This window comes from Alphaproteobacteria bacterium (assembly GCA_037200005.1).
In the GTDB taxonomy this organism is placed as follows: domain Bacteria; phylum Pseudomonadota; class Alphaproteobacteria; order UBA9219; family RFNS01; genus JBBCGY01.
Genome location: JBBCGY010000001.1, coordinates 273,341 through 298,485, shown reverse-complemented (window position 1 = coordinate 298,485; position 25,145 = coordinate 273,341). Strand labels below are relative to the sequence as shown.

Sequence of the window (25,145 nt, the reverse complement as noted above, 5' to 3'; positions counted from 1 at the left end):
GGCCTATTCCACGACATCGATCTGCCACGGCGACGCGATCCGCATCATCGGGCCGTTATCCTGATAGATAATGCCGCGCACGCGGATTTTGCGGTTCTCGAACGTCATGACATCGGTCTCGGCCTTGGCGAATTTTTTCCAATCCTCTTTTTCGATGATGGCGGTGAAATCATGACGCCAGTCATGGCCGAAATTGAGATAGATTTTATTCCTGGTCTTGGCGGCTTTCAGCACCACGCCCTCGATGAAAACATGCCGGCCTTCATATTGGGCGGCGTCTTCGGGCGGGATGGGATGGAATTCCGGCAATTGCCAAATCCCGATTTTGGCCGCGCGCGCCGCCGCTTCGGTTTTCAGCAGCGCGGGCAGCGCCGCTTCCTGCTGCACCGGGGGCCGGATATAGGCAAGGCCCGCCGCCAGCAGTTTCTCCTGCGTCCAAAGCTCGCCGCCATGGCCGTCGGGAGCGTAAACCTGCGCCAACACCCTGCCGTGGCGGTCGTCGCGCTGCTGCGGATCGACGCTCAGGCGCACATCCTTGCCTTCGGTCATCTGGCGCAGCAAATTGCGCGCCGCCATCGCGAGCTTGAGATCGCAGGTGGTGCTGACGGCGTCGGGGCCGCGCAGGCTGGGCAGACAGCGGTCGAATTCTTCCGCCCGGTCGGGGATGTCGAGCGCGGCGACGCCGTCGAGCCGCGCCTGTTCCCGGCTTTCAAGAAAAAGCGTGCGCCCGTCCGGACTGCCGATCACTTTCGCGGTCTCGTCCGCCGCCTGGGCGGAAAAGGCGGCGAATGCAAGAATGAGGGCGGGGCCCAGAAATTTCATGACACGGGAGCCTTTCTGGGCCGCAGGATATAGGCACGGCCCCGGCTTTGCATTTTTCCGGCAAGCTCGGCGGCGCGCGCGCCATAACCCCAATAGACATCGCCCCGGATCGCGCCCTTGATCGCGCCGCCGGTATCCTGCGCGATGAAAAGCCGCCGCAGTCTTTCTTCTCCGCCAGCGGGGTTTTTGGCATCAGGGCTTTCGGCGTCGATCCAGACCGGAGAGCCGAGCGCGATAAAATTCCGGTCGACCGCGAGGCTGCGTTCCGGCGTCAGTTCAACGCCCTGCGCGCCGCGCGGATCGCCCTCGGCAAGTTTGAAGAAAACATAGGACGGGTTAAGATTGAGAAGCTCGGCGGATTCCTTGTCATGCGCCGCGAGCCAGGCGCGGATGCTCGCCATCGTGACGCCGTCCTGCGGCAGTTCGCCGCGCTCTTTGAGGATGCGTCCGATCGCGACATAAGGACGCCCGTTCTGCGCGCCATAACCGAGCCGCAGCGCCGCGCCGTCTTCCATCAGCGCGCGCCCCGATCCCTGCACCTGCAGGAAAAACAACGCAGCCGAATCGTCGGTCCATAGCAGAACCGGCGCGTCGATCTTTTTCGCGCCTGCCGTGATAGCCGCGCGGTCGGGATAGGGAACGAAGCGCTTGCCTTCCACCCTGCCGCTGATGCGCTGGCCTTGAAGCTCGGGCTTGAACGCGCCGAGATCGGCGGTCAGCAAATCCTCCGGCGCGCCATACACCGGGATAGTGTAGCGCCCGCGCCGTTCACGGCTGCCGTTGATTTCCGCTTCGTAATAGCCGGTGAAAAGACCTTCGTCTTTTCCGTTTTCGACAATCTGAAAGGCCTCGAAATTCCGCGTGAAATAGGCACGTAAGGCCACGTTGTCGCCGCCGTCCGGCAGCGCCGCGCAAACCTCGCGCCAGCTTTCGTCTTTGGCGGCATTGGGCGGACAGGAGCGGCGCAAGGCCTGCGCCGCTCCGCTCAGATCGTCCTGCTCCCAGCCCGGCAGTTCGGCGAAGCTTCGCGGCTCATAAGAGACCGGAGGCGGCTTTTCCGCGCAGGCGGCAAGAAAGGCGAGCAGAAAAAGGCTGAAAGCGCGGGCGGCCGCCGGACGCATCATTGCCCCCTTCATTATCGCCCCTTCATTATTGCCCACCGCATTATTGATTCCCGGTTTCGACCAGCAGCCAGGCGGGATCGCTCTGCTTGAGATTGCGGGCGAAGACCCATATGTCTTCGATTTCCTCGCGCCGCTGCGGATCGCCGTCGGTCAGCGCGCCGTCCTTGTCATAGGCGGCGTTGCTCTGCTCGCTGACGAAGCGCACCGTCAGCCGCGCCACGTCGCCCGCCAGTTTCACGCGCGTCAGTTCGGCTTCCTTGATGGCGTGAATGCCGGTTTCGAGCTTGACGCCCGCCGCCATGCGCGCCTCGACCGCCTTGCCGAACGCGGCATAAACTTCCGGCCCCAGAAGGCTGCGCAGCGCGCCCATGTCATTCTGCGCGAAGGCGCTGACGATCATGGAAAAGGCCGATTTCGCCCCGGCGAGAAACTGCTTTTCGTCAAACAGGGGATCGAGGCGGCGCACTTGCTCGATGCCGCCGGCAAGAGAATCGGGCGCGAGGATCGGCGGCGGCAGCGCCTGCCGCCTTCCTTCGGGAATCGCCATCTCATGCGCGGGGCTGACGGCGAACTCCTCATCCTCTTCTTCCTTGCCCGCGGGCGGAATGCCGAACGGATTCGGACGGCGCGGCTCGTCCTCGTTGCGCCGTCCCAGAACGGTGCGCAATCGGAGAATGAGAACCACCGCGACGATAGCGAAGAAGAGGATGTCGAAATAAGCCATGGGGGCGATGCTACCGGAATTTTCGTAAGGGTTTCGTAAATTCCTCAAACCATTTCATGGCCTGGCTCATTAACGAAGAACTTTATTCTCTGGATCCCGGATAAAATCCATCTGCTGCGCAGCCGGACTTTTCCGGGATAAGGATTTCGTAAACTCGCGAAGCCGTAAACGGCTTCGCTCATTAACGAAGCCCCATACTTTAACCAAGATGGGCCCAACTGCAAATCATTCCTTTATCCCGAAAGGAATAGCATGTATTTCTGTGGCGGACACAAACCGAGGTTATCCATGAGTGAATCATCCGCCGCCGCCCTCAATGGGGGCAGTCACGCCAGCGCCGCGAGCGCCATCGTGATTAACGCCCAATATGTGCGCGACATGTCGTTCGAGAATCCCAACGCTCCGGCCATTTTCATGGGCGGCGGCGTCGAGCCGAAGCTGGAAGTCGCGGTCAATGTCGCCGCGCGCGGCATGGGCGACAGGGTGCATGAGGTGATCGTGACGCTTAAAGCGGAATCGAAATTCGGCGAACGTACTGGATTCATTGCCGAATTATCCTATGCGGGACTTTTTAGCGTTCCGGCGATGCCGGAACAACAATTGCGTAACCTATTGCTGGTAGAGTGTCCCTACCAGTTGTTTCCGTTCGCGCGGGCGGTGTTGAGCGATATGGTGCGGGAAGGCAATTTTCCTCCCCTTTTACTCGCCCCGATCGATTTCGCCGCCCTTTACCGGCAGAACATGGAACAGCAAGCGCAGCAACCAAGACCCGACGGAGGACTGTAAGCCAACTACTGGCCAACCACTGGAGAGCAAGATGATAGAGGCATTGATTCATGGCAACATGATATCGTCACTGTTAGACGGCAATATGCTATCGACCGCCACGCTGATCGTGATTTTGAAAAGCGGCCTGATCATGATGAATTTCGTAGCCGCAGGCGAAGGCAGCTAAATTAAAAATCAGATTCCCGCTTTCCCTCCAATTCCGCCCCGATCCATAAAATTTTCGACAATTTTGACAGGTAAGCCATAAAAATCCGGATCATCCCATCAGTGTTGATTCCGCGCCCCAAAAATTCCCGTTCCGATCCGCACTTCCGTCGCGCCGCAAGCGATGGCGGTTTTGAAATCGCCGCTCATGCCCATGCTGCATGCGGCAAGATCGTGCGCCGCCGCGAGCGCCGCGAGCTTGCGGAAATAAAGCGCGGGATCGTCTCCCAGCGGAGGAATGGCCATCAAGCCCCGCACCGGAAGTTTCAGCTCGCCGCGGCATAGCGTAAGAAAATCCGCCAGGGATTCCGGCGCGATTCCCGCTTTCTGCGGCTCATGGCCGATATTCACCTCGATATAAAGATCGGGATGGCGGTCCTGGCGCCGCATCTCTTCGGCAAGCGCATAAGCGAGCTTGGGCCGGTCGAGCGTTTCGATCACATCGAACAGCCGGACGGCATCGGCAGCCTTGTTGGTCTGAAGCGGGCCGATCAGATGCAGCCGAATGTCCGGATGGCTTGTGCGAAATTGGATAAATTTTCGCGCCGCCTCCTGCGCGCGATTCTCGCCGAAATCGCGCTGCCCCGCCGCATAGGCCGCTTCGATGGCTTCGACGGGCTGGCCCTTGGAAACGGCAAGCAATCGCACGCCGCCCGGATCGCGTCCGGCCTCTTTCGCGGCGGCGTGGATGGCCGCGCGAATCGCGGCGAGATTTTCTGCGAGAGGCATGAGAGCCAGAGAATCAAATGACGAACGATAGATACCATGCCTGCATGAAAAAGCGCGCCCGGCAACGGGCGCGCTTCAATTTATCCATGTCGATTTTATGATCGTTGATTGATGCTCATTCGGCTGTCTTCAAGCGACGTCGAGCGAAGGCTCCCAGAATTTCTGCTTAACGACCGGACGCTTCGGCGCGCCGCCCTCTTCTTGCTTGGCTGCGGGTTGCTTGGGTTCGGGCTTTTTGCTCACTGCTGCCATGTTCATCTCCATTAAAAGCTGGTTGGTGAAGTTTTGGTTAGCGGACAAAAGGTAGCATAGATATAACGTCCGTCAATCGAAAAGTACATAAAAAGGAAAGTTTTTTACTAAATATGGGCAACAAAACTACGCATGAAACAAAAACGCCCGGACATGGCTGTCCGGGCGTTGAGGGATTGAAGATCGCCCTATCTTTTAGGGAGTGGTGCCAACAACAGGCGCCCGGCGGCGCGGCGCTGCCGTGGCTGCAGGACTTGCGCCGGGAGCGCCAGACCCCGGAGAAGGTTGCTCCGCCCGAGGCGTCGGAACGCCGGACAAATCACGGCCATTATCCGGAGAAGCTGACGGCCGCGAATCCGGCGGCTGGCTGGACGACGGAATCTTCAGCGCCTCGTAATTGCGGGGCGATGTCGGTGAAGATGAGGGCAGAGCAGCGTCAGGCTTGCCTGCGTTTGCGGCGGCCTGGGCTAGTTCCTCCCAAGGGGATTTAAGCACTTTCGTCGCATCGCTTTTGTCTAGCGCCATCTCCCTTTTCGTTAAGGCAACCAGCACCTGGCGTTCCTTGTCGTTCAAATGCTCCAGAGACCTACCTCCCCGCGCTAGCGCCAGCGATACTTCCACATCCGCGCCCGTCTTTATGTTGGCGATCAGCAACGGGCGGTTTTCCGCCTCTATACTCTCGATCGCCATTTCAGCCGTCATTTCAGGCTTGGCGGCTTGCGCAACCTGCACGGTTTGGACATCGACGCTGCGGGACGACGCCGTGGCACCGGCATCGGGACGCCGGGCGCTTGGCTCCGTCGGCGGTCCGGTATCCTCGAACGTCGAAACCGCAGTAGCGTCGATAAGCTGATCGACTCCGGCCATGTCTCCGGCGACGGGCGACGATGGTGGCGTTGCCCTAGGCGTCATAGGGGGCGGCTCCGCGCCATTGGAACCTTTAGCCGCGACGCCATCCCGCACCGTATCGGGCGCGGAGGGCGGAGGAAGCGTATCGTGAATGGGAGCGCTCGGAGCGGAGGCCGGTTTGGATGACGGCGCGGGCGGGGCCGAAGCCACGCTCGACGACGGCGCCGAATCCACATCATCATCCACGAAAACGGCTAAATATCTTTCATGTTCCGCTTCGGCTTGCTTGGAAAGATGGTTTCTTGCGCCGCCCTTGGTGGCCGTATCCATCGCGAGGGTGGCATCGAGTTGCTGCACCACATCGGGCATCGATGCGACTTCCTGCTTCCAGGCCTCGAACGCCTTTTTTTCCTGAGGCGAGTTGACCGTGGTGGATAGCGTGGCGGATTGCAAATCCTGGGCGCGCTGCGCGGGGTCGATATTAACGACACGGCCCAAACTGATGATTTGCTCGACGGCTTCCTCTTGAAGGAAGGAGGACAGAATCGTGGGAGATTTGCCCGCCGTGGAGGACTTGTCCGAAAGCGCCTGCCGCGCGGCGTCAAGCTGCTCGCTATACGGCAGCTTAAGGGATTCGTCGAACCATTGTGCGGCAAGAGTTTTTTCTTCTTCCGACCGTGGCGGCGCGCTTTTCGCCAGGGCCGCCAGATCGGCCACGACGGCTTTTTGATCGACCGGCGCGATCTCCGCGTCATTATGCGGCGCGGCATCAAAGCTGCTCGCCGCAAAGCCGCCGCCGTCCGGAGACGAACCGCCGCCGGTCGAGGAGCCGCTACCCGGAGGAAGCGGATCGTTTTGCGGGACGGAAGGAGGAGGAGGAGGCGCCTCGCCGATCGTCACGATGGGAAGCGGGCCGACATTACCGTCTTTATTAAGCGCGGCGAGAGCTATCGCAACCGGGTCGAGCGGGGTGACGTCAACACCGATAAAGGCGTCGGTGCGAACCTCGATTTCCGGCTCCGTGAGCTTTTGCTGCGCCAGTTCGGCGCGAGCTTTCAGCTCGGAGCCGGGCGCGGCATGAGCGGCGACGAAATCCACGGCTTCGCGCTGTTCCTGCGGGCCGGGCAAATTCTTCACGTCGTCCATGATCATGTGGCCGGCCAGCGCCTTGAGCTGATCGTCGGCGCGCGGATCGGCCATGCCCGCTTGATACGCCGCGACTCGTTGCGACGCCTCCGGCAATGTCTGAATAAGGTCGGACCAGGCATTCACTTTCAGGCCATAGGCGTTGTTATCGCCCGCGGCCTGCGCCGCCAGCGCGTCTCCCAGCGCCATACCGATTTGCGCGGCGGGATCCGCTTTCGCCGCCTGCGCCATCAGAGCTTCCATCCGGTCCGAAGCCTCGTTCTGAACGTAAGAGCCGAGCCTGGTGTGCTGCCGGACGAGATTGACGATGTCGAGTTGTTCGTCGAGGCTGAGGCCGGGGGCCGCCTGATCGAGATTGTCGAGAATCTTCGATCCCGCCACCGTGTTCAGCAGCGAGCCGCGCGGGCTGCTGACCAAGGCGCGCTCATACTCTTTCATTCTGTCGAGCGGGCTGGGCAGCGAATCGGTAAGCTGCACCAGAACCGCAACGTCCCCCTGATGCAAGTCGGCATTCCCCGCTCTCTCGGATGCCCTGGCCTTGAGAAGGGCGTCGTTGATTTGCTCGGGGGTCGCCGGAGTATTGGAAGGCAGCGCAGCGGCCAGCACCGCGAGGTCTTGCGCGGCGTCAGCTTTTTGTCCGTCGTTTCCGTACGCCACAACGACATCAAGCGCGCGGCGGATGAAGGCATCGTCATTTTGTATGTGTTTGACGTTATCGAGAATGAGTTCGCCGCCAAAAAAGTTGAGGAAAGCTTCCTCCGAAGGCCGCTGCATCATCGCTTCCATGCCGGCGGCGACCCTGTAGCGCGCGTCCGGAATCTGCTCGACAAGATTGGACCACGCTTCGGCTTTCGCTTCTTCGTAAGGGGAACCCGCGGCGGCCAAAGCCTCCGCGAACGCCTGTCTTTCCTGAGCCTGCGTGACCGGCGCGCCATTGCCGGGCGCTGGAGTTCCAAGTGGGGGGGTTCCAAGCGGGGCGGTTCCGGGCGCCGCGTTCTGCACGCCGTTCAGCCCCGCCATGTCGGGCTCGGCCGGATTCTGGCCCGGCTGCCGCCGCTGCGCGAAATATTCCGCATATTGCTGCGCCATCTGCAGCGCCCCGCCCTCCGGCTGATAGCCGGTCACCGGAACGCCGTGCGCCAGCGCCGCGCCATACATCTTGATCTTGAATTCTTCGGTCGAATCCGGCGCGAACTGCAGGCTGCCCCAGAATTTCTGGGCATGAAGCGCGCCGTTCTCGATAAGATCGATGTCGGTTCCCGCGCTGCCGTGATAGGCGATATGATTATGCTGAACGGCCATATGGCCGCCATCCCTATGGGGGATATGATAGAGGCCGGCAACCGGGTCTATCAGTTTCAGCGTGCCGAAATGGCCCCAATGCTCCGCCACGTCGGCGGCCTGCTGGGATGTAGGCTGAGCCTGGGCGGTGCCCGCAGGCGGCTGGATGACGCTCGGCCGCTGATTGCCGGCCTCTTCGTCTTCATCGTTGCTGGACCGATTCCTGAGTTCCCTGCGAATTTTTCTGAGCTGTTTGTGGAGATCGTCGAATTCCTCTTCATTCTCCTCGCGCTGCTCCCGGGTGTTGCGGCGTATGCGCCTCAGGATTCTATCGGCCATGGCTTCGACATCGTCGGCCTGCACGCCTTCAGCTTGAGGCGCAGCTTGAACGGCAGCTTGAACGGCGGGCGCTGCCGTAACCGGCGGCGCGGCGGCAACAACTGGAGCGGCAGGCGGCGGGCTGACGGGCGCATCCTGGTTTACGGCGTTGGGGGCCGCATGGCGGCGGCGTTCCGCTTCCTCGATATTCTGGAGATCGGCGGCGGTCGCATAAGCATGGGGCTGATCTTTGCTGGAACGCGCGCGCACGCTATCGACGACGCCGGGATCGGTCAGCAGCTCCGCGAGAATCTCGGGGCCTGAAGGCTTATTTACGGGTGTTTCCTGTTCCGCCATGATCAATTCCTCGATTATTGCCCAGTTCTATGCTTGCCTCGAATTTACCACGCGCCCCAATATGTGGGCAAGCTTACGAAATACTTTCAGGTAAATATCGCAACTCAAGAGTTGCGGTAGGCATAAAGTTAATCTCGCAAGATTAGAATGATCCGGTGAAAGAAAGCTGAATTCACGCCGTAAAAGCAACAAGGCGCGGCCCTTGCGGACCGCGCCTTGCGCTAATTCTATCGAAAGACGCCTATCCGGCAGCTGGGGTCGGAACGTTGGCGTGCGGCGAGTTGCCGCCTGCTACCGCCGAGACTGCGAGGCGAGATGCCCTACCCAAAAGAGCTTTACGCTCAGGCCCCATAATGCCCATGCCCATGCCGCCCGCGAAATCCGCAAACGCGCTTTGGGCTTCGGCAGAGCCTAGTCTCTTGGTTGGTTCCATTCTCATGTCTTCCCCCCGTTTGTTAATAAACTAACTTCTTTAGTTTTGTTACTGTATCAACAATCAGACGCCGAATCTATGAATATTGTATTAATTTAGTATCTAGTTATCCATGAGGGGTAAGTATTGGCATACAGGCATAATATCTTGAATCCAAAAGTTAAATCTTCCCCAATTTATGGTTATCCACAAATTAACCAAAATTTCATAATGATTACCTTTGAAAAAAAGTAATAAAATTACCCGTCATAAGACCGTATTCAGAAGTTAAGCCCCCAATCCGGTCTGATATCCAGGATGACAACCGGCGGATAATGCTGTACCAGCCACTTTCCAATCCCTTTTCTCCGGCATTTGAAACCCTCTCATGCGCCCCTCCGGCCGACGCCCAGACCAGCCCCGCTCCATCGAACTCATTCCCGGCTACGCCAAATATGCCGAGGGATCGTGCCTGGTGAAATTCGGCGACACCCACGTTCTCTGCACCGCCAGCCTCGGCGAGAAGGTTCCGTCCTTTCTGCGCAACAAAGGCCTGGGCTGGGTGACCGGCGAATACGGGATGCTGCCGCGCGCGACGGCGGAACGCACCGAGCGCGAGGCGGCGAAGGGCAAGCAGACCGGCCGCACCCAGGAAATCCAGCGCCTGATCGGCCGCGCGCTGCGCGCCGTGACCGACCGCGAAAAGCTCGGCGAAATTCAGATCAAGATCGATTGCGACGTGATCCAGGCCGACGGCGGCACGAGGACGGCGGCGATCACCGGCGGCTATGTCGCGCTGGCTCTGGCCTGCCGCCATCTGCAAAAGCGCGGCGTGGTCAAATCATGGCCGCTGATCGACAATGTCGCGGCGATTTCCTGCGGCCTTTATCAGGGCGTGCCGGTGCTCGATCTCGATTACGCCGAAGATTCAAACGCCGGCGCCGACGCGAATTTCGTTCTCACGGGGCGCGGCGGCATCGTGGAAATCCAGGGCACCGCCGAGCTGGAACCGTTCAGCGCCGAGGCATTTTCCGCCCTTCTCGGCCTCGCGCAACAAGGCGTCGCCGCGCTCGTCGAATTGCAGAATGCCGTTTTGAAGGAGTAATCTTCGGCTGACTCGCCCTTAGAGACCATCTGAAAAGTCATCGGGCCGAGGCGAAAACCGCGCTTTCCGAGATTTGAAATCCACAGGATTTCATGGGAGCGCAGCATATTCAACATATGTGAGCACCGGAAGCGCAGGAAAGCGTGGTTTGCAGCCCGGCATCATGACTTTTCAGATGGTCTCTTAGCCGTGTTGTTTTCTTTCGAAAGGGCGCGGTGACGCGCTCACCGACGACCGTTCCGGCGGCCTATGCAGCGCCGCCTCGGCGCTGGCGGTGGCGGCGGCCGAAAGATCGGGCCAGAATCCCGCGATGAAGCCGAGATTGGACTGCGCGACGACACGGATTTGCGCCATATCCGCAAGACCGGCTCGCGTAAGCCGCAGCGCCTCGGCCCTGTCCTCAGGACAATAAGGCAAAGCCGCGCCGAGCGCTTTATGACCGGCGGCGCGAACGCTGGGATAGCCGTCGGCTTGAATCGCCCGTTTCGCGGCCTCGAAGATTTGGCCGCTTAAATCAGGACGAAAGGAAGCCACGGCTTGCATGAGCGCCAGGCCGTCGCGCCGCATGGCGGGATCGGCGTTTTGCGTCTCGATCAAGGCGCGCTTAAGCACGGAATCGGCCAAAGCGGGCTTGTCTTTGACCGCGCCCGTCAAAAGGCCGAGATAGAAATGCTGCATCTCTTCACTGCCGGCCTGCAAAAAAGCCTGCGCGATGAATTGCACCGTCTTATGCGCCATGGCGCACGCTCCTTGAAAATACCGGTTCATATTAGGAGCGCCAGCGTAAAAACCATAGCGAAATCCCGCAATCGCGTATAAGAACGCCGCAGGCCCGCGAAAATGGGGAATTGATTGCATTTTATGAGGAACAGGATCGCGTGCTTTTGACCATTCTGATTATCGCCGTCGCGCTGGTTTTCGATTTCATCAACGGCTTTCACGACGCGGCGAATTCCGTCGCGACCATCGTGGCGACGCGGGTGCTCAAGCCGTTTTACGCCGTGCTGTGGGCGTCGCTATTCAATTTTCTGGCGCTGTTCGTATTCGGCACCGGCGTCGCCAAAACCGTCGGCAGCGGCATGGTCGATCTCGCCCAGGTCACGCCCATTGTCATTCTCGCGGGACTGATCGGCGCGATCGTCTGGAATCTTCTCACCTGGTGGTGGCGATTGCCCAGCAGCTCCTCGCACGCGCTGCTCGGCGGCTATGCCGGCGCGGCGATCGCGCATCACGCGGCGTCGGCGGGCCTGGGCAGGGGGCTTGAAGTCATCATCGCGTCGGGCTGGACGCAGACGCTGCTTTTCATGCTGCTCGCGCCGCTGATCGGCATGGCTTTGTCCGCGGCGCTGCTGTTCGCGGCGGAGAGGCTGGAGAAACTCGCCGCGCGCAAGCCGGGCGATAAATTCTACGGGCGGCTTCAGCTCGCCTCCTCGGCCTTTTTAAGCCTGACGCATGGCAGCAACGATGCCCAGAAAACCGCGGGCATCATTACCGGCGCGCTGGTGGCAAGCGGCAGCCTCGCGGCGTTCGAGCCGCCTTATTGGGTGCTGCTGCTTTCCTACCTGGTGATGGGACTCGGCACGCTCGCGGGCGGCTGGCGAATCATTTACACGCTGGGATTCAGGCTCACGCAGCTTCGGCCGCAGGGCGGCTTTTGCGCCGAGACCGGCGCGGCGCTGTCGATTCTCATCGCCACACTGTTGCATCTGCCGATTTCCACCACCCATGCCGCGACCGGCTCCATCATCGGCGTCGGGCTTCGGCAAAAGATCCAGTGGAGCATGGCGCGGCGCATCGCCCTCGCTTGGCTGCTCACGCTTCCCGCCGCCGCGCTCATGGGCGCGGCGATGGCGCTGGTTTTGCAGGGATTATGAATGCGCTCGCGATTCTTCCGGCATATGCTGGCGGCGGATATGGAGCTTGCTTTCGCCCTTTCTTGCCTTGGCAAGGTCGTGGGCAAGCTGCATCCGAAGCCAGGTTTCCGCCGTGCTGCCAAAAGCCTTGGAGAGGCGAATCGCCATTTCCGGACTGATGCCCGAGCGGCCATTGATGAGCTTGGTGAGCGTCTGCCGCGTCACGCCCAAAACCTCCGCGCCCTTGGTGACGGACAGTTTCAGCGGCTCAAGACACGCGGTCTTGATGCTGCGCCCGGGATGCGGGGGATTTTTCATCGGCATGATCTTGGTCCTTTTCCTAATGATAATCGATAAGCTCAACATCGAGCGCGTCCGCGCCGACAAAGCGGAAAATAATCCGCCAATTGCGCCGCACCGTGACCGACCAGAATCCTTTTAAGCCGCCCTTGAGCGGGTGCAGCCTGTATCCCGGCAGGTTAAGCGCCTGCGGCGTATCCGCTTCGTCAAGGCGGGCGAGTATATCTTCCGCCGCATCGAGCAGATCGGGGCGGATTCCGCTCCGGTCGCCATCCTCATAGAGCCGCTTCAGCCCGCGATGCTTGAAGCTCCTTATCATTTTTGGACTGTAAACTGAATGTTGTCAGTTGTCAACCGCTTCATGATCCGCCGCAGCTGCCGGAAAGCGGCCCAGCGTCCGAATCCGGTCTGCACGATATAGTTGGCGCGGCGGCGTTTTTCCGCGTCGGGCATTTGCGCCGCGAGAATGCGCGCGAATTTTTCTTCGGTCATGCCGGGGCGCTTGAGAACCCGCCGCCTCTGGATCCAGGCGGGCGCGGTGACGCAGATCACGGCGTTGCATCTCGTTTCCGCGCCGGTCTCGAACAACAGCGGAATGTCGAGGATGACGGCGGGGCTGCCATTCGCGTGCGCGCGGGCGATTTTCTCCTCCTCGCTTCGCCGCACCAAAGGATGCAGGATCGCTTCCAGCTGTTTCAGTTTTTCCGGATCGCCGAACACTTTCCCGCCGAGAATCTTCCGGTCGATCATGTTGTCTTTGAGGGCTTCGGGAAACAGCGCGCCAACCGCTTCCACCGCCGCGCCGCCTTCGCCGAGCGCATGATGAACCGCCGTGTCGGCGCTATGCACCGGATAGCCCATCTTGCGCAGCATGGCGGCGGTAAGGCTCTTTCCCATGCCGATCGAGCCGGTCAATCCCACCACGATCATTTATTGCTCCAGCACATGGCGGCGCAGTTCCGGCGTCACGTCCGGCGCGAAGCCGAACCACAGGCGGAAGCTTTCCTGCGCCTGTCCCAGCAGCATGCCAAGGCCGTCCACCGCGCGCAGGCCGCGCGAACGCGCCCGGCGCAGCAGGCCGGTTTCCAGCGGCCGGTAAACCAGATCGCAGACGGCGGCCTCCCCGGGCAGCGCCGACAGATCGAGCGGCACATCGTCGGCGCCATCGAGGCCGAGCGATGTCGTATTGACCACAAGCTTGATCGCGCCCAGATGGGTTTCTCGCTCCTCCCACGGAAGGGCAGTCACGGGATCGCCGAAATGCGCGGCGAGGGCGGCGGCGCGTTCCGGCGTGCGGTTGGCGAGAAAGATCCGCGGGCAGTTTTCCTGCTGCAGCGACGCAAGAACCGCCCGCGCCGCGCCGCCCGCGCCGAGCACCAGCGCCGCGCCGGATTTCATGTCGTATCCCGCCTGCTCGAGATTGGTCTTGAAGCCGTAAATATCGGTATTCGCGCCGTGAAGCATGCCGTCTTTCTCGATGACGACGGTATTGACCGCGCCGATGCGCGCCGCGAGCGGATCGCAGGTGTCGACCAGGGCATAGGCAGCTTCTTTATGCGGAATGGTTACATTGACGCCGAGGCAGCCGAGGCGCGGCAAGGCCCGCAGCACGGCCGAAAAATCTTCTTCCTTCACCGGCAGCGGAAGATAGGCGGCGTCGAGGCCGTATTGCCGCAGCCAGTAATTATGCAGGCGCGGGGGAAAGCGAGTGGCGCACCGGGTCGCCGACGACGCCGAGCAATCGCGTGGAACCGGAAATCATGCGGTGGTTTCCCCTTTGAGTTTATGCGCGCTTAACAGCATCATGATCTCGGCGGCGGTCTCCTCGATCGAGCGGCGCGACACGTCGATGACCGGACAGCCGAGGCGAGAAAAAAGCCGCCGCGCGAACACGACTTCCTCTTTCACTTTCTCGATATCCACATAATCGGCGCTGCGGTCGCCATGCAATAGTTTCAGGCGATTGAGCCTGATTTCCACCAGCGAATGCGGGTCTTTGGTCAGGCCGACGATCAATTTTCCGGCCAAAGTCTCGAGTGCGGGCGGCAAGGGGCAGCCCGGCACGACGGGCACATTCGCGGCCTTGACGCCGCGTCCGGCGAGATAAAGGCAGGTGGGAGTCTTGGAGGTTCGCGACACGCCCAGCACGACGACATCGGCTTCCGCGAGATGATCGCCGCCCTGGCCGTCATCGAGCGCCATGGCGTAATCCATCGCCTCGATGCGGGCGAAATATTCGGCGTCGAGCCGGTGCTGCTTGCCGGGCTGGTGCGCGAAGGGGCGGCCGAAGAAATTGGCGAGGCTTTGCAAGACCGGATCGAGCAGCGACAGGCATGGAATATTATAATCCCGGCACCAAGCCTCCAGGTCGCGGCGCAGATTTTCGTCGACGAATGTGTACAGCACCAGGCCGGGCTTGCGGCTGATGCCCATCATGGCGAGTTCCAATTGCTTGGGGCTGCGGATCAGGTTCCAGAAATACTCCTGCACCGAAACGTCCTCGAACTGCGCGAGGCAGGCGCGGGCGACGCCGTTGATCGTCTCTCCGGTGGCGTCGGAGACCAAATGCAGATGAAAGGTTTGCTGGGCGTCGGCGGGCGCCATCGATTGTTAGTGCAAAACGCGGTCGGTGGCGGTGTCGGTTTGGCCGCGTTCGACGCGCTGGGCAAGCGCCGTCAGATCCTGCCGCAAACGCAGCGCCGCCTGGGCCAAGCTTTGCATCTGCTGCTCGGATTGCCGCTGCCGCTGCTGCGCCGCCGTCAGCGCGGCCACCATCTGCTGCATCGCCTCGGCCTGCTGCCTGTTATTGTCTTCGAGTGCGCGCATCAAAGCCTGACGCTGGCGGCGAACGAACATGGCCGCCGCCGCGATGACGCCGACGGTCATGCCCAGGGCGGTCAAGGCCAGCATCGCCATAAGATCGAGCATCGTCATAGAGGTAAATCTAACGCAAATCGGTATAAGCGCGCCAGTAAAATCGGCATGGCCCAACATGGCATAAAATATGCTTACCGGCCTATGGCCTGCAAATCTTCCATGATTTTCAAGGGCGCGCGCCCGCCACGGAGGCGCGCGCGATAAATTTGCGTCCCTTCGATGACGCGCTGAACGTAATTGCGGGTCTCGTATATCGGGATCAGCTCGATCCAGTCCACCGGGTCGAGGCCCTGCTGCGATCCTTGTTGCGGCCCGCCGAATGTCGAGCACCACTCCCTGACCCGGCCCGGCCCCGCGTTATAAGAAGCGGTCGCCATGATGAACGACCCGCTGAATTGATCGAGCCGGTCGGCGAGAAAGCGGCTGCCGAGCCGCATATTGTAATTCGGATCGAACAGCCGGTCTTTCTTGTATTTGATCGAAAGCTTGCGGGCGAGATCGCGCGCCGTGCCGGGCATGAGCTGCATGAGTCCCTGCGCGCCCGCCGGGCTGACGATGTCGGGATCGAACATGCTCTCCTGCCGGATCAACGCGAGAATCAGCGCCGGTTCCGGTTCGCGCGGCAGGTCGATCCTGGGCAGCGGATAGCCCTCGGCCAGCATGAACCCCTTCTGCGTCGCCGTCTTGGCGATTCGCACCGCGCAGTCCGGATAGTCCAGCTTCAGCGCGAATTGGGCGATCATGGTGAAATCTTTCCGGCCCTCCGCCTGTTCGGCGGCGGCATACAGGAATTTTTTGACCCGCGAGGATTCTCCGAGCTGATGCAGCTGGCGCGCGATCTTGATGAATTCCTTGCGGGAAAAATCGTCGCGCTCGTCCTGGCTCGGCGCGGCATCCGGCGCGATATTCAGCACCGCTTTCGGATCGAGCTGCGCCAGGGCCAATTGCCCGTAGAAGGTCAGCGGATATTGCGCCGCCTTTTTATACCATGAGCGCGCCTGCTCGCCGTCGCCGCGCGCCGCATAAGCGCGGGCCAGCCAGTACGCGCCGCGCGCCTTGCTGATGGGATAAAGGCTGGCCTCATACAGTTTCGAGAAATGCTCGCGGGCCTCGGAAGCGTCATGCAGAAAACGCAGCGCCAGCCATCCGGCGAGAAATTCGGCCTGAGCGAAAGCCTGCCCCTCGCTCAACCCATGTTTGAGCGCAAGATCGTAGGCCGCCTGATTATCCCCGCGCTCCATCATGCGGCGGATGACGATATGCCGCTCGTTCCACCAGCTTTCCGGCGAGGACACCGAGGCGGGCTGCCGGCCGAGCAGGCTCACCGCCTCGATATCGTCGTCGCGGCGGCGCGCCGCGCGCAACCGGTCGAGCAGCAGGCCCGGATCGTCGCGCAAGGCCGGCGGCAGCTGCCCGATCAGGCCCGCGGCGCGCGAATCGCCCGACGCCAGAGCAAGCCGCGCCGCGATGAGCGCGCGCTGGCCGCCATCGACCAGGCTTGCCATCCGCCTCGCATCGTCGTTCCGGCTATCCTCGATCAGCCGGTCGAGCCGCCGCGCGTGATCCTGCGCGCGCAGCGCATCGCCATGGCGGGCGATAAAATCATTTTGCCCTTCGCGGTCGAAATCGCCGCCGATCCAGCGCGCGCGGATCATCGTCGCCGCGCGCTCGTCGCGCAGCGCCCGCAGCGCCGCGATATAGCGGTCGAAGGCGCGCATGCTGATCGGCGGATGGGCGTCGAACCAATGCGCGATCTGGGAATAGGTCATGGAATCCGGAAGCTTTTTCTCCATCTGCGCCATAATCGCGCGGCGCTCCGGCCAGATTTTATTGCGCTCGACGAAGCTCGACGTCGCGGCGAAATCATAGGGATTGTCGTCCATCGCCATGACCGCGCCCTGCACGACCTTGAGCAGCGTGCGGTCTTTCGCGCGGCCCGCATGAAGCAGCGCCGCGGTCGCCTTGTCCTGGTCGAGCGCCTTGAAGGCCTGCCGATAATACTGCAGATCGACCGGCGACAATCCGTCCGCGAAGGCCGGGATACAGAATAGCGACAACAGAAGACAGAGGACGAGAGCCAGAAGACGAAGTGTTGCGCACGGCGCATGAAAATGCGCCGGCTGTCTTCCGCCTTCTGTCATTCGTCTTGCGGCCCCCGTCATCTGTTTTCTGAACCGGTAAAGCTTGCCGGCGCGGGATCGATGGGCTGGACGCCTTGGGCGGCGACCTGGTTGACCGCGAGGCCGCGCTCGGCCATGCCGTCCGCATTGAGCCGGAAAATGCCGTCGACGCCCGCGAATCCGCTGGGATTGGTCAGCGAGGCCGCGTCGACACGCACGCCGCGTCTGGCCAAGGTCACCGCCAGCGCCGTCGCGTCATAAGCGATGGTGGCAAGGCGGGGCGGGACGGCGGCGAAAGCGGCGCGGTAATTGGCGATAAAGCGGCGGCGCTCGGCGGGCGAAGGCGCCGCGTACCACCCGCCCGCGAGCGCGGGCGCGCGTAGCGCCAGATTATCCTCGTCCCACAATCCCGTGCCGAGCAGGCGGACATGCCCCCCTGCTAATTGCCCTCCCGCCAATTGATAATTCGGCAATAAAGCCGCGATGCGCTGTAGCGATTCGCCGCCTTCGGCGATCAGCAGCGCGTCGATCTGGCCGCGCTCCGCCGCGACGGCTTCCAGAGCCGCCGTCTCGCCGCCGGGATTATAGCGCGGCGCGACGACGATCGCGCCGCCATAGCGCGCCGCCGTTTCGCGCAGCGCCGCGGACACGATATCGCCGTAAGCGCCCGCGGGAATCAGCGCCGCGAGGCGCGGGCTGCCGCGCGCTATGGCAAAGGCCACGATGCGCCTGGTCTGCGCGCCGGGAGAAAAGCCCATGACATAGAGGCCGGGCTGCGCCAGGCTGGAATCGCTGGTGAGCGCCAGGACGTTGATTCCAGCCTGGGCGGCGGCGGGCTTGATCGCGGCGGCCTGGGCGGCGAAGACCGGGCCGACGATCAGCCGCGCGCCCGAAGACGCCGCGTCGCGGAACGCCGCCTGCGCCCCGGCGGGGCTGTCGCCGGTATCGCGGGGCAGAAGCTCGAAATTATTGCCGCCGCCGTCGAACACCGCCATCTGCGCGGCATTGAGCATCGCCTGGCCGAGCGGAGCCTGCGCGCCGCTCAAGGGCAGAAGGATTCCGACTTTCACGATATCGGCGGCGGGAATCGGCGCGGGCGGCGCGGCGATCTGTCCCTGCGCCGCCGGCGGCGCGGGCGAAGCCGCCTGCATTTGGCGGGAAGCGTCAAATCGGCTATGGGTGGAATCGGCGCAAGCGCCCAGCCCGAGGAGCAAGATCAATGGCAGCAAAAAGGCCCGGAAAAAAACCGCGCGGAGATTCGCGCACGAAAACCGCCGCCTCTGTCCGCGCGCCTGAAACCGCGCCGGAATTCGCCCCTGTCGTGCCTGCATCGCTATCATGGAATTTTGCCCGTCTGGCGCAGCGTCTGGCCGCGCTCGCTCAAGACGACATTACCGGCGGCGCGGCGCCAAGTAAACTCCCCGCGGGACTTTATCTCGTCGCCACGCCCATCGGCCATCGCGGCGATATCACGCTGCGGGCTCTGGTTACGCTGATGCTCGCCGACGCGGTGCTGGCGGAGGATACCGCCGTAACCGGCGCGCTGCTCCACGCCTATGGGCTTTCCCGGCCGATGATTTCCTATCACGACCATAACGAAGCCGCCCGGCTGCCGGAGATCATGAAAAAGCTCGCTTATGGGGGAAGCCTGGCGCTGGTCAGCGACGCGGGCATGCCGCTGGTTTCCGATCCGGGGTTCAGGCTGGCGCGCGCCGCGCTGCAGGCCGGGCTGCCCGTAACCGTCTGTCCCGGCGCGTCGGCGGTGACGGCGGGGCTGGCGCTTTCCGCGCTGCCGCCGGAGCCGTTCCTGTTCGCCGGATTTCCGCCGTCCAAAAGCAAGGCGCGTCGCGACGAGCTCAAACGATGGAGCGCCGTTCCCGCGACGCTGATTTTCTACGAATCGCCGTCCCGCCTCGCCGCGACGCTCGCCGACATGGCGGAGATTTTCGGCGCGCGGCAAGCCGCCATCTGCCGCGAGCTGACCAAGCTGCATGAAGAATCGCGCCGCGACGCGCTGCCCGTTCTCGCCGCGCATTATGCCTCGAATCCCGCGCGGGGCGAGATCACCATCGTCGTCGCGCCGCCCCTGCCCGAGGAACAAACCGCCGATCTCGACGGCTTGCTGGCCGAGGCGCTCGAGCGGAAAAGCCTGCGCGACGCCGTGGCCGAGGTCGCGGATGCGACGGGCATCCCGCGCGGCAAGGTCTATGAGCGGGCGCTGGAATTGCGCGGCAAGACATGAACAAGGCGAAGATCAAGATGAAGGCCCGGCGGCGGCGGCATCGCTATGGATTATGGGCGGAGTTCCTGTGCCGCTGCCTGCTGCGGCTCAAGGGCTACCGAATCCTCGCGGCGCGGTACCGCTCGCCGTTCGGCGAAATCGACATCATCGCCGCGCGCGGCGCCGTGGTCGCCGTCATCGAGGTCAAGGCGCGGCAAAATATGGCGGACGCCGCCCTCGCCTTCACCTCGCCGCAGCGCGACCGGCTGCGGCGTTCGGCCAGCATGTTTCTCGCGCGGCATCCGGGCTTGACGGACAGCGCCATACGATTCGATTTAATGCTGGTTGCTCCCTTGCGCGCGCCGCGCCATATTCCGAACGCTTGGGAGGGCCTGTAAATGAAAGCGATGAACATGAAAATGATGCGCGTGGCGGTGCAAATGGATGCGTTCGACCGGCTCGACGCGCCGGAGGACACGACGCTGGCGATGATGCGCGGCGCGTTGCGGCGCGGCGCGGAGATTTTCGTCTATCAGCCGAATGATATGTCATGGAAAAGTGAAGGTAGCGGCGCATTGACGGCGCGCGGTGCTTTCGTCGCGGCGTGGGACGATCCCGCGAAGATACCGCAATTGGCCGCGCCGTCGGAAGAAAATCTGGCCGGATTCGATGTCGTGCTTCTGCGCCAGGATCCGCCTTTCGACATGGCCTATATCACCAGCACCTATCTGCTGGAGCTGATCGCGGATCAAGTGCTGATCGTCAACGATCCGCGCGCGGTGCGCGACGCGCCGGAAAAGCTGTTCATCGCCCGCTGGCCCGATCTCATGCCGCCGACTTTAGTCAGCGGCGATGCGGCCTCTATCGCCGCTTTCCTCGCCCGGCATGGCGATATCGTGCTGAAGCCGCTCTATAGTTACGGCGGCAAGGGCGTCGTGCGCCTCGGCGCGCAGGCTCCGGAAACGGCAATCGTCGATTATCTGCGCGATCTTGGCGGCCTGCCATGCGTAGCGCAGAAATTCATTCCTGAAATCGTCAAGGGCGATAAGCGCGTCCTCCTTGTCGACGGCCAGATCGCCGCCGCCTACAGTCGGGTGCCGAAAGCGGGCGAATTCCGCGTCAATATCGGCGCGGGCGCGCATATCAAGCCCTGCGAAATCGCGGCGGAAGAACGCGCCGTTATCGCCCGTTTCAGCGGCGAACTTGCCCGGCGCGGCATCCTGTTCGCGGCCATCGACCTGATGGCGGGGCTGGTCGGCGAGATCAACGTCACCTCGCCCGCCGGCTTCTTCGACGCCAATACGCTCTACGGCCTGCAGGGCGCGGACAGGATGGAAGAGAAATTCTGGAACATGATCGAAGGGCGCTTGGCGAAAAAGCGGGCCTCTTAAAGATCGCGCTCGGCGGCGTCCTTTATTTCCTGCGTCGTCCAGCTTTGCGCGACGCCGGCGCCGAGAATCGCGGCGTAGGTGGCGGCGATGGCCGGGATCTGCAGGCTGAAATCCAGGATCGAATGCAGCCCGACCAACGTCGTGGCCGCCAGCGCCAGCACCGGATAGATGCCGTCTTTTTTGCGCGCGGCCATGCCGCGCAGGCAGCGCACGATCATGATTCCCAGCGCGGTGAACCAGGCCAGTGCGGCGGGAATGCCGAGATCCATCGCCATCTCCAGATATTCGTCATGCGCCTGCTCGTACCAGCCGGCGATGGTGGAATCGCGGAACAGGCGGAAGGCGGCGTCGAAATTGCCGTAGCCGTAGCCGAACCACGGATTGACCTTGATGGCTTCCCAGGTCAGTTCGTAGACATTGGTGCGCAGCGGCAGATCGCTGATCACGGTGCCGGTGTCGAGCCGCGCGGCAAGCTCGTTGCCGCCTATGGCCATCGTCATGAAAATGACGACGAACGCGCCGCCGAAGATCGCCGCGACCCACCGCCATCTCAGCCGCTTGTTGATCGCGAAGCCGAGCGCCAGCACGGCCAACCCCGCCATCGAGCTCGCGAAGCCGCCGCGCGAGGAGGAAAGCAGCAGCGCCATCAGCAGCGCGACCGGCGGCAGCACCCAGATGATTTCGCCGCCCGCCAGCTTGGCCAGAAAATCGCGCCACTGCATCAATTGGGACGATTTGCGCCACGCGCGGCGCCAGCTCTGGATCATATAGGCAAGCGCGCACAGCATCCCAAGACCGGCATAGGCGGCGTAGGAATTGCGGTTGAAGAAGGTCGAGGTCATGTTGTCGATATAGGCGCGCTTGGGATACCACAGCACCAGATTGGATCCCGAAGCCTGGACCGAGAAGCCGTAGGCGGCATAGCCCAGGCCCGCGACGACGAGAACGAGCAGGATGATCCGGGGGCGATGCGCGTCGAGCGCGAAGAAATAGGCCAGCCAGAAGCTCGCGATATAGCCGAGCAGACGCACCAGCCCCGCGAGCGCCGCGCCGGAATCGAGCGCGATCGCGCCGCCGGTTTCGGCGTCCTTGAAGCCCTGGCGCTTGAGGAGTTCGGCCGCCTCCTGCCACAGCGGATGATGCCATGATTCCGGCGTCAGCGATGTCGTCTGCAGCACGATCCAGGCGAGCGTCAGCAGCATGAGCGCGAAGGCGACGGTCATGGATTTCTTCATCGGCACAGCAATGAGACGCGGCTGCAAGAGCCATCCGGCCATCAGGATAAGCAGCAGCAGGCTGTTCCATACCGTCAGCAGGCTCGACGACCACATGCGGTTGGAGCCGAGCGGCAGAGGGGCGAGAGCCAGCGCGGCCAGGAATCCCGCGAACAGGCAATTCATGAACCAGCGGCGGCTATGTTCCTCGTTGAGGATGGTGAAGCTTTTGCGGCGGGCGGCGGGCCGTTCTGCTACGGACTGTTCTGCGGCAACCTGTTCTGCAATTGAGGTCATGTCTGCACAAACTTGCGTTTGCTCCCTTCAAGAACCAGGCATGTGAGCTTGCCGGTCGCGTAGGCTCCCGTGTCGATGCCGATACGGTTATGGCGGACTTCCGGCTCCGGGGCAATGGTATGGCCATGCACCACCAGGGCGCCGAAATCGGCGTCGCTGTTCAGAAATTCGCCGCGGATGAACATGAGATCGGCGGCTTTTTGCTGCTGAAGCGGCACGCCGGGCCGCACCCCGGCATGCGCGAAACCGTAATCGCCGCATTGATGGTAAAGCCGCGTGGCGCGCAGAAAAGCCAAATCCTCGGCGGGCATGGCGGCAAGCAGCGCGGCATGGATGGCGGCGGCCTGCTCCGGCGAGGGATTGCGCGGCGGCAGCGGCATGCCGTAGCTGGCGATCGTCTCCCGTCCGCCGAAATGAAACCAGTTGGCCGCCACGCCGAGATCGCCGTCGATGAAGCGCAGCATCGCGTCTTCGTGATTGCCGCGCAGGAAGATGGGGTTGAATATTTTCGGCAGGCCGAAATGGAGCAGCGAAAGAACTTCGTTCGACTTGAGTCCGCGATCGACATAATCGCCGAGAAAGACCAGTTCCTTCTCCTTGTCGGGAATCGTGGCCGCGTCGCGCCCGATCATGTCGAGCAGGCGGCGCAGCAGGTCGATGCGGCCGTGAATGTCGCCCACGGCGTAGAGCCGCTTTCCGGGCGGAATGCGGTAGATTTTTCTAGGCGGCGGTTTTGCGTTCAGCATGGGGGCAGTTAACGATCCCGGCATAAGGAGAATCGTCGTTTTTATAGCATGAGACATTAAAAAGGCGCGTCCTTTGCAGGGCACGCCTTATTTTGCGGATATACGCCTGATTAGGCGGCGAGTTCAGCCTTATCCAGCACCGCCAGCGCCCGCTGCAGCCGCTCTTCCTCGTCGAGGGTGATCGAATCCCTGATCTTGGCCATCTTCTCGATGGTGATCAAAAGATCGAAGGCCATGTCCTGGCCGTATCGATCCACAAGATTTTTATAGGTCATGACAGCCATAGTTGATCCCTGTTTATGTCCTTGTTTTCTCTTGGTTCTCGCCTTTATTTTTCAGGCTCTCGATTGCAGGCGATTACCGCGACCGCAGCCTCCGCATTCCGCCCATAAATATGGCGTTGCAACACCGATAAGCCGAAATTAGTGGCTTTATATTAAAATTTTCTTAAAAAGTCCAGTAAAGTTTCTTTTTTCGATATAGAAAATATGGATTGATTTTCGTTAATGGGTCTGTTAGTAACTTTCCAAAGGTTAATCGTTACAGTTTTTATCCACAGAGTTATCCCATTTTCATGATTACCGGACGCCAGATACGCGCCGCGCGCGCCTTGCTTGATATGAGCCAGGAAGAGCTTGCCGCCGAGGCAGGCTTGACGGCGCAGGGCATCCGCAAGATCGAGGACGGCACGGTTCAGCCCCGCGTCGGCACAATCACCGACATCACGCAGGTTTTCGCAGAGCATGGGGTCGAGTTTACCGACCATGACGGCGTCAAAATGCGCGATGACGCCATAACAATGATCGAAGGCGATAATGTATATGTGCGCTTGCTCGACGATGTTATCCATACGCTCGCCGGACAAGAGAAGGCCGAAGCATTATTCGCCTGCGTCGTGGATAGCGTTTCGCCGGAGCCAGTCATCGAGAATTACCGACGCCTTAGACGCAGCGGCATCAAGATGCGTTCCTTGATTCGCGAAGGCGACACGGCTTATTATGGCCACGCCAAGGAATACCGATGCCTGCCCTCGCGATATTTCCACAACGCCGCCATCGTGATCTATGGGGACAAATTGGCGACCATGATCCTGAATACCGAGGGTGGTGATGACAGTGCCTTAGTCATACGCAATCGTCACGTGGTCACGGCGCAAAAGAACCTGTTCGATTTCATGTGGTCCACATGCCCGCTGCCGCCGCCTTCCACCGCGGAGATCAATTATGACTAACATGCCATGGATCATGAATAACGATATCCGTTATTCCGTGCGCATCAAGAACGGCGCGGGCTGGCGGGCATACGATACAGTCAGACTTATGATTAGCGTCGGCGCGCCCTATCATGAGGGGATGAAGTTTGCCGCATTGGTCGACTGGCTTAATCGAAGCGCCAATATCAAGCATGTGATCGTAAGCGTGAACGATACTTTGCAGCGCTATAATCTCATTGCCGGCGGAGTCAATGACCGGGCCGCCAAAATCGTCGCCTTGGCCGAAGGCGCCATGTGGCTCGCGCGCGTTCAGGATTCTCTGTCGGATTTGAAAAAGCCCTACAGCATCAGCCGATGGAATGAATGGATCGACCGGCCTGATTTCCCGCAGCACATGCAGCTAATAGGCAGGCAGGCCGAAAGCAATCCGGATTTTACTTCGGCCATTATGCAGGACATTGAAGGCATAATCAGCCGGTGGAAGGCGCGCGGAATCGTTATTGGCAATGAAGCTGCTTTCCGGGAACAGTCCATAAACTACATCAAGGAAGAATCCGCCGTCTTCAATATGATGACGCTCGATTGCGACGCGGCGGAAATTTATCCGGGAAGCGAATTGGCCTCGGCATTATATTTCAATACAAACCCGGTCATTCCGGGCCTTGAGGGGCTTGCGAAACGCTACTTCACGCGCATCGATTTCGCGCGCTTGAAAGCGGGTGACAAGAATGCGGCTAACGACCAAGCGGCTCTTCTCGCCAGCACAGCAGAAACAACGCTCAGAGCTTAACCGCTAACGGG

At 61.4% G+C, this 25,145-nt stretch carries 27 protein-coding genes; 9 read left to right on the top strand and 18 right to left on the bottom strand.

The window, feature by feature from the left end; all coding sequences use genetic code 11:
* Positions 1-3 precede the first annotated feature (3 nt).
* Genes WDO70_01520 through WDO70_01510 form a run of 3 tightly spaced genes read right to left on the bottom strand, consistent with a single transcriptional unit; the run spans position 4 to position 2,670 of the window.
* Complete coding sequence (locus WDO70_01520; GenBank protein ID MEJ0061904.1) at positions 4-822, bottom strand: thermonuclease family protein; 819 nt, start codon at positions 820-822, stop codon at positions 4-6.
* Positions 819-1,946 carry an MltA domain-containing protein gene (locus WDO70_01515; GenBank protein MEJ0061903.1) on the bottom strand — a complete coding sequence of 376 codons (1,128 nt, stop codon included), beginning with the start codon at positions 1,944-1,946 and terminating at the stop codon, positions 819-821. The genes WDO70_01520 and WDO70_01515 overlap by 4 nt, the downstream gene beginning before the upstream one ends.
* Positions 1,947-1,986: 40 nt before the next feature.
* Positions 1,987-2,670, bottom strand: a complete 684-nt coding sequence (locus WDO70_01510; GenBank protein ID MEJ0061902.1) for a Tim44/TimA family putative adaptor protein — start codon at positions 2,668-2,670, stop codon at positions 1,987-1,989.
* 288 nt (positions 2,671-2,958) lie between these two features.
* On the opposite strand from WDO70_01510, the gene secB reads away from it, so the two are divergent.
* Both secB and WDO70_01500 read left to right on the top strand, forming a co-directional pair.
* Positions 2,959-3,456 carry a protein-export chaperone SecB gene (secB, locus tag WDO70_01505; protein MEJ0061901.1) on the top strand — a complete coding sequence of 166 codons (498 nt, stop codon included), beginning with the start codon at positions 2,959-2,961 and terminating at the stop codon, positions 3,454-3,456.
* 31 nt (positions 3,457-3,487) lie between these two features.
* Complete coding sequence (locus WDO70_01500; GenBank protein ID MEJ0061900.1) at positions 3,488-3,625, top strand: hypothetical protein; 138 nt, start codon at positions 3,488-3,490, stop codon at positions 3,623-3,625.
* Between the two features lie 98 nt (positions 3,626-3,723).
* Here WDO70_01500 and WDO70_01495 read toward each other — a convergent pair whose 3' ends face one another.
* The 3 genes from WDO70_01495 to WDO70_01485 form a co-directional block, all read right to left on the bottom strand.
* A complete protein-coding gene (locus WDO70_01495; GenBank protein MEJ0061899.1) occupies positions 3,724-4,392 on the bottom strand; it encodes a YggS family pyridoxal phosphate-dependent enzyme in 669 nt (222 codons plus the stop codon).
* A gap of 129 nt (positions 4,393-4,521) precedes the next feature.
* Positions 4,522-4,644 (bottom strand): hypothetical protein, encoded by a 123-nt coding sequence (locus WDO70_01490; GenBank protein ID MEJ0061898.1) that lies wholly within the window; start codon positions 4,642-4,644, stop codon positions 4,522-4,524.
* Positions 4,645-4,839: 195 nt separating this feature from the next.
* Entirely contained in the window at positions 4,840-8,595 is a 3,756-nt protein-coding gene (locus WDO70_01485; GenBank protein ID MEJ0061897.1) for a hypothetical protein, read from the bottom strand.
* An 800-nt stretch (positions 8,596-9,395) separates the two neighbouring features.
* On the opposite strand from WDO70_01485, the gene rph reads away from it, so the two are divergent.
* Entirely contained in the window at positions 9,396-10,112 is a 717-nt protein-coding gene (gene rph, locus WDO70_01480) for a ribonuclease PH (GenBank protein ID MEJ0061896.1), read from the top strand.
* 183 nt (positions 10,113-10,295) lie between these two features.
* Here rph and WDO70_01475 read toward each other — a convergent pair whose 3' ends face one another.
* Positions 10,296-10,850, bottom strand: coding sequence for a hypothetical protein (locus WDO70_01475; protein MEJ0061895.1), 555 nt, complete (start codon positions 10,848-10,850; stop codon positions 10,296-10,298).
* Between the two features lie 140 nt (positions 10,851-10,990).
* Here WDO70_01475 and WDO70_01470 point away from each other — a divergent pair, with 140 nt between their 5' ends.
* Positions 10,991-11,986, top strand: a complete 996-nt coding sequence (locus tag WDO70_01470; GenBank protein ID MEJ0061894.1) for an inorganic phosphate transporter — start codon at positions 10,991-10,993, stop codon at positions 11,984-11,986.
* Here WDO70_01470 and WDO70_01465 read toward each other — a convergent pair.
* The 8 genes from WDO70_01465 to WDO70_01430 form a co-directional block, all read right to left on the bottom strand.
* Entirely contained in the window at positions 11,981-12,289 is a 309-nt protein-coding gene (locus WDO70_01465; protein MEJ0061893.1) for a HigA family addiction module antitoxin, read from the bottom strand. The genes WDO70_01470 and WDO70_01465 overlap by 6 nt on opposite strands.
* Positions 12,290-12,305: 16 nt before the next feature.
* Positions 12,306-12,584 (bottom strand): type II toxin-antitoxin system RelE/ParE family toxin, encoded by a 279-nt coding sequence (locus tag WDO70_01460; protein ID MEJ0061892.1) that lies wholly within the window; start codon positions 12,582-12,584, stop codon positions 12,306-12,308.
* Positions 12,581-13,195, bottom strand: a complete 615-nt coding sequence (gene coaE, locus WDO70_01455) for a dephospho-CoA kinase (protein ID MEJ0061891.1) — start codon at positions 13,193-13,195, stop codon at positions 12,581-12,583. The genes WDO70_01460 and coaE overlap by 4 nt, the downstream gene beginning before the upstream one ends.
* Positions 13,196-13,906: a shikimate dehydrogenase gene (gene aroE, locus WDO70_01450; protein MEJ0061890.1), complete on the bottom strand. Its 711-nt coding sequence runs from the start codon at positions 13,904-13,906 to the stop codon at positions 13,196-13,198. It lies immediately after the preceding gene.
* Between the two features lie 117 nt (positions 13,907-14,023).
* Positions 14,024-14,869 (bottom strand): pyruvate, water dikinase regulatory protein, encoded by an 846-nt coding sequence (locus WDO70_01445; protein MEJ0061889.1) that lies wholly within the window; start codon positions 14,867-14,869, stop codon positions 14,024-14,026.
* 6 nt (positions 14,870-14,875) lie between these two features.
* Positions 14,876-15,199, bottom strand: coding sequence for a hypothetical protein (locus WDO70_01440; protein ID MEJ0061888.1), 324 nt, complete (start codon positions 15,197-15,199; stop codon positions 14,876-14,878).
* Between the two features lie 74 nt (positions 15,200-15,273).
* Positions 15,274-17,199 (bottom strand): lytic transglycosylase domain-containing protein, encoded by a 1,926-nt coding sequence (locus tag WDO70_01435; GenBank protein MEJ0061887.1) that lies wholly within the window; start codon positions 17,197-17,199, stop codon positions 15,274-15,276.
* Between the two features lie 101 nt (positions 17,200-17,300).
* On the bottom strand, positions 17,301-18,413 hold the full coding sequence (locus WDO70_01430) for a penicillin-binding protein activator (protein MEJ0061886.1): 1,113 nt from the start codon (positions 18,411-18,413) through the stop codon (positions 17,301-17,303).
* 68 nt (positions 18,414-18,481) lie between these two features.
* Here WDO70_01430 and rsmI point away from each other — a divergent pair, with 68 nt between their 5' ends.
* From rsmI to gshB, 3 genes are read left to right on the top strand one after another with little or no spacing between them, the layout of a single operon-like run.
* On the top strand, positions 18,482-19,504 hold the full coding sequence (rsmI, locus tag WDO70_01425; GenBank protein ID MEJ0061885.1) for a 16S rRNA (cytidine(1402)-2'-O)-methyltransferase: 1,023 nt from the start codon (positions 18,482-18,484) through the stop codon (positions 19,502-19,504).
* Positions 19,501-19,881 (top strand): YraN family protein, encoded by a 381-nt coding sequence (locus WDO70_01420; protein MEJ0061884.1) that lies wholly within the window; start codon positions 19,501-19,503, stop codon positions 19,879-19,881. The genes rsmI and WDO70_01420 overlap by 4 nt, the downstream gene beginning before the upstream one ends.
* Positions 19,882-20,874 (top strand): glutathione synthase, encoded by a 993-nt coding sequence (gshB, locus tag WDO70_01415; protein ID MEJ0061883.1) that lies wholly within the window; start codon positions 19,882-19,884, stop codon positions 20,872-20,874.
* On the opposite strand, the gene WDO70_01410 is transcribed toward gshB, so the two are convergent.
* The 3 genes from WDO70_01410 to WDO70_01400 all read right to left on the bottom strand — a co-directional run bounded on the left by WDO70_01410 (position 20,871) and on the right by WDO70_01400 (position 23,415).
* Positions 20,871-22,385 (bottom strand): O-antigen ligase family protein, encoded by a 1,515-nt coding sequence (locus WDO70_01410; protein MEJ0061882.1) that lies wholly within the window; start codon positions 22,383-22,385, stop codon positions 20,871-20,873. The two genes, gshB and WDO70_01410, sit on opposite strands and share 4 nt — an antisense overlap.
* The gene (locus tag WDO70_01405; GenBank protein MEJ0061881.1) at positions 22,382-23,131 is read right to left on the bottom strand and encodes a metallophosphoesterase family protein; all 750 of its coding nucleotides are present in this window, start codon (positions 23,129-23,131) and stop codon (positions 22,382-22,384) included. Before WDO70_01405 ends, WDO70_01410 begins: the two co-directional genes overlap by 4 nt.
* Before the next feature lie 110 nt (positions 23,132-23,241).
* On the bottom strand, positions 23,242-23,415 hold the full coding sequence (locus WDO70_01400; protein ID MEJ0061880.1) for a hypothetical protein: 174 nt from the start codon (positions 23,413-23,415) through the stop codon (positions 23,242-23,244).
* Positions 23,416-23,705: 290 nt separating this feature from the next.
* On the opposite strand from WDO70_01400, the gene WDO70_01395 reads away from it, so the two are divergent.
* Entirely contained in the window at positions 23,706-24,362 is a 657-nt protein-coding gene (locus WDO70_01395) for a helix-turn-helix transcriptional regulator (GenBank protein ID MEJ0061879.1), read from the top strand.
* Complete coding sequence (locus WDO70_01390; protein ID MEJ0061878.1) at positions 24,355-25,134, top strand: hypothetical protein; 780 nt, start codon at positions 24,355-24,357, stop codon at positions 25,132-25,134. The genes WDO70_01395 and WDO70_01390 overlap by 8 nt, the downstream gene beginning before the upstream one ends.
* Positions 25,135-25,145: the final 11 nt, after the last annotated feature.

Excerpts from the sequence above, each read along its gene's own strand:
- WDO70_01520 (MEJ0061904.1), bottom strand. The coding sequence starts at position 822 with ATGAAATTTCTGGGCCCCGCCCTCATTCTTGCATTCGCCGCCTTTTCC.
- WDO70_01515 (MEJ0061903.1), bottom strand. The coding sequence starts at position 1,946 with ATGATGCGTCCGGCGGCCGCCCGCGCTTTCAGCCTTTTTCTGCTCGCC.
- WDO70_01510 (MEJ0061902.1), bottom strand. The coding sequence starts at position 2,670 with ATGGCTTATTTCGACATCCTCTTCTTCGCTATCGTCGCGGTGGTTCTC.
- secB (MEJ0061901.1), top strand. The coding sequence starts at position 2,959 with ATGAGTGAATCATCCGCCGCCGCCCTCAATGGGGGCAGTCACGCCAGC.
- WDO70_01500 (MEJ0061900.1), top strand. The coding sequence starts at position 3,488 with ATGATAGAGGCATTGATTCATGGCAACATGATATCGTCACTGTTAGAC.
- WDO70_01495 (MEJ0061899.1), bottom strand. The coding sequence starts at position 4,392 with ATGCCTCTCGCAGAAAATCTCGCCGCGATTCGCGCGGCCATCCACGCC.
- WDO70_01490 (MEJ0061898.1), bottom strand. The coding sequence starts at position 4,644 with ATGGCAGCAGTGAGCAAAAAGCCCGAACCCAAGCAACCCGCAGCCAAG.
- WDO70_01485 (MEJ0061897.1), bottom strand. The coding sequence starts at position 8,595 with ATGGCGGAACAGGAAACACCCGTAAATAAGCCTTCAGGCCCCGAGATT.
- rph (MEJ0061896.1), top strand. The coding sequence starts at position 9,396 with ATGCGCCCCTCCGGCCGACGCCCAGACCAGCCCCGCTCCATCGAACTC.
- WDO70_01475 (MEJ0061895.1), bottom strand. The coding sequence starts at position 10,850 with ATGGCGCATAAGACGGTGCAATTCATCGCGCAGGCTTTTTTGCAGGCC.
- WDO70_01465 (MEJ0061893.1), bottom strand. The coding sequence starts at position 12,289 with ATGCCGATGAAAAATCCCCCGCATCCCGGGCGCAGCATCAAGACCGCG.
- WDO70_01460 (MEJ0061892.1), bottom strand. The coding sequence starts at position 12,584 with ATGATAAGGAGCTTCAAGCATCGCGGGCTGAAGCGGCTCTATGAGGAT.
- coaE (MEJ0061891.1), bottom strand. The coding sequence starts at position 13,195 with ATGATCGTGGTGGGATTGACCGGCTCGATCGGCATGGGAAAGAGCCTT.
- WDO70_01445 (MEJ0061889.1), bottom strand. The coding sequence starts at position 14,869 with ATGGCGCCCGCCGACGCCCAGCAAACCTTTCATCTGCATTTGGTCTCC.
- WDO70_01440 (MEJ0061888.1), bottom strand. The coding sequence starts at position 15,199 with ATGACGATGCTCGATCTTATGGCGATGCTGGCCTTGACCGCCCTGGGC.
- WDO70_01430 (MEJ0061886.1), bottom strand. The coding sequence starts at position 18,413 with ATGCAGGCGGCTTCGCCCGCGCCGCCGGCGGCGCAGGGACAGATCGCC.
- rsmI (MEJ0061885.1), top strand. The coding sequence starts at position 18,482 with ATGGCAGCAAAAAGGCCCGGAAAAAAACCGCGCGGAGATTCGCGCACG.
- WDO70_01420 (MEJ0061884.1), top strand. The coding sequence starts at position 19,501 with ATGAACAAGGCGAAGATCAAGATGAAGGCCCGGCGGCGGCGGCATCGC.
- gshB (MEJ0061883.1), top strand. The coding sequence starts at position 19,882 with ATGAAAGCGATGAACATGAAAATGATGCGCGTGGCGGTGCAAATGGAT.
- WDO70_01410 (MEJ0061882.1), bottom strand. The coding sequence starts at position 22,385 with ATGACCTCAATTGCAGAACAGGTTGCCGCAGAACAGTCCGTAGCAGAA.
- WDO70_01405 (MEJ0061881.1), bottom strand. The coding sequence starts at position 23,131 with ATGCTGAACGCAAAACCGCCGCCTAGAAAAATCTACCGCATTCCGCCC.
- WDO70_01400 (MEJ0061880.1), bottom strand. The coding sequence starts at position 23,415 with ATGGCTGTCATGACCTATAAAAATCTTGTGGATCGATACGGCCAGGAC.
- WDO70_01395 (MEJ0061879.1), top strand. The coding sequence starts at position 23,706 with ATGATTACCGGACGCCAGATACGCGCCGCGCGCGCCTTGCTTGATATG.
- WDO70_01390 (MEJ0061878.1), top strand. The coding sequence starts at position 24,355 with ATGACTAACATGCCATGGATCATGAATAACGATATCCGTTATTCCGTG.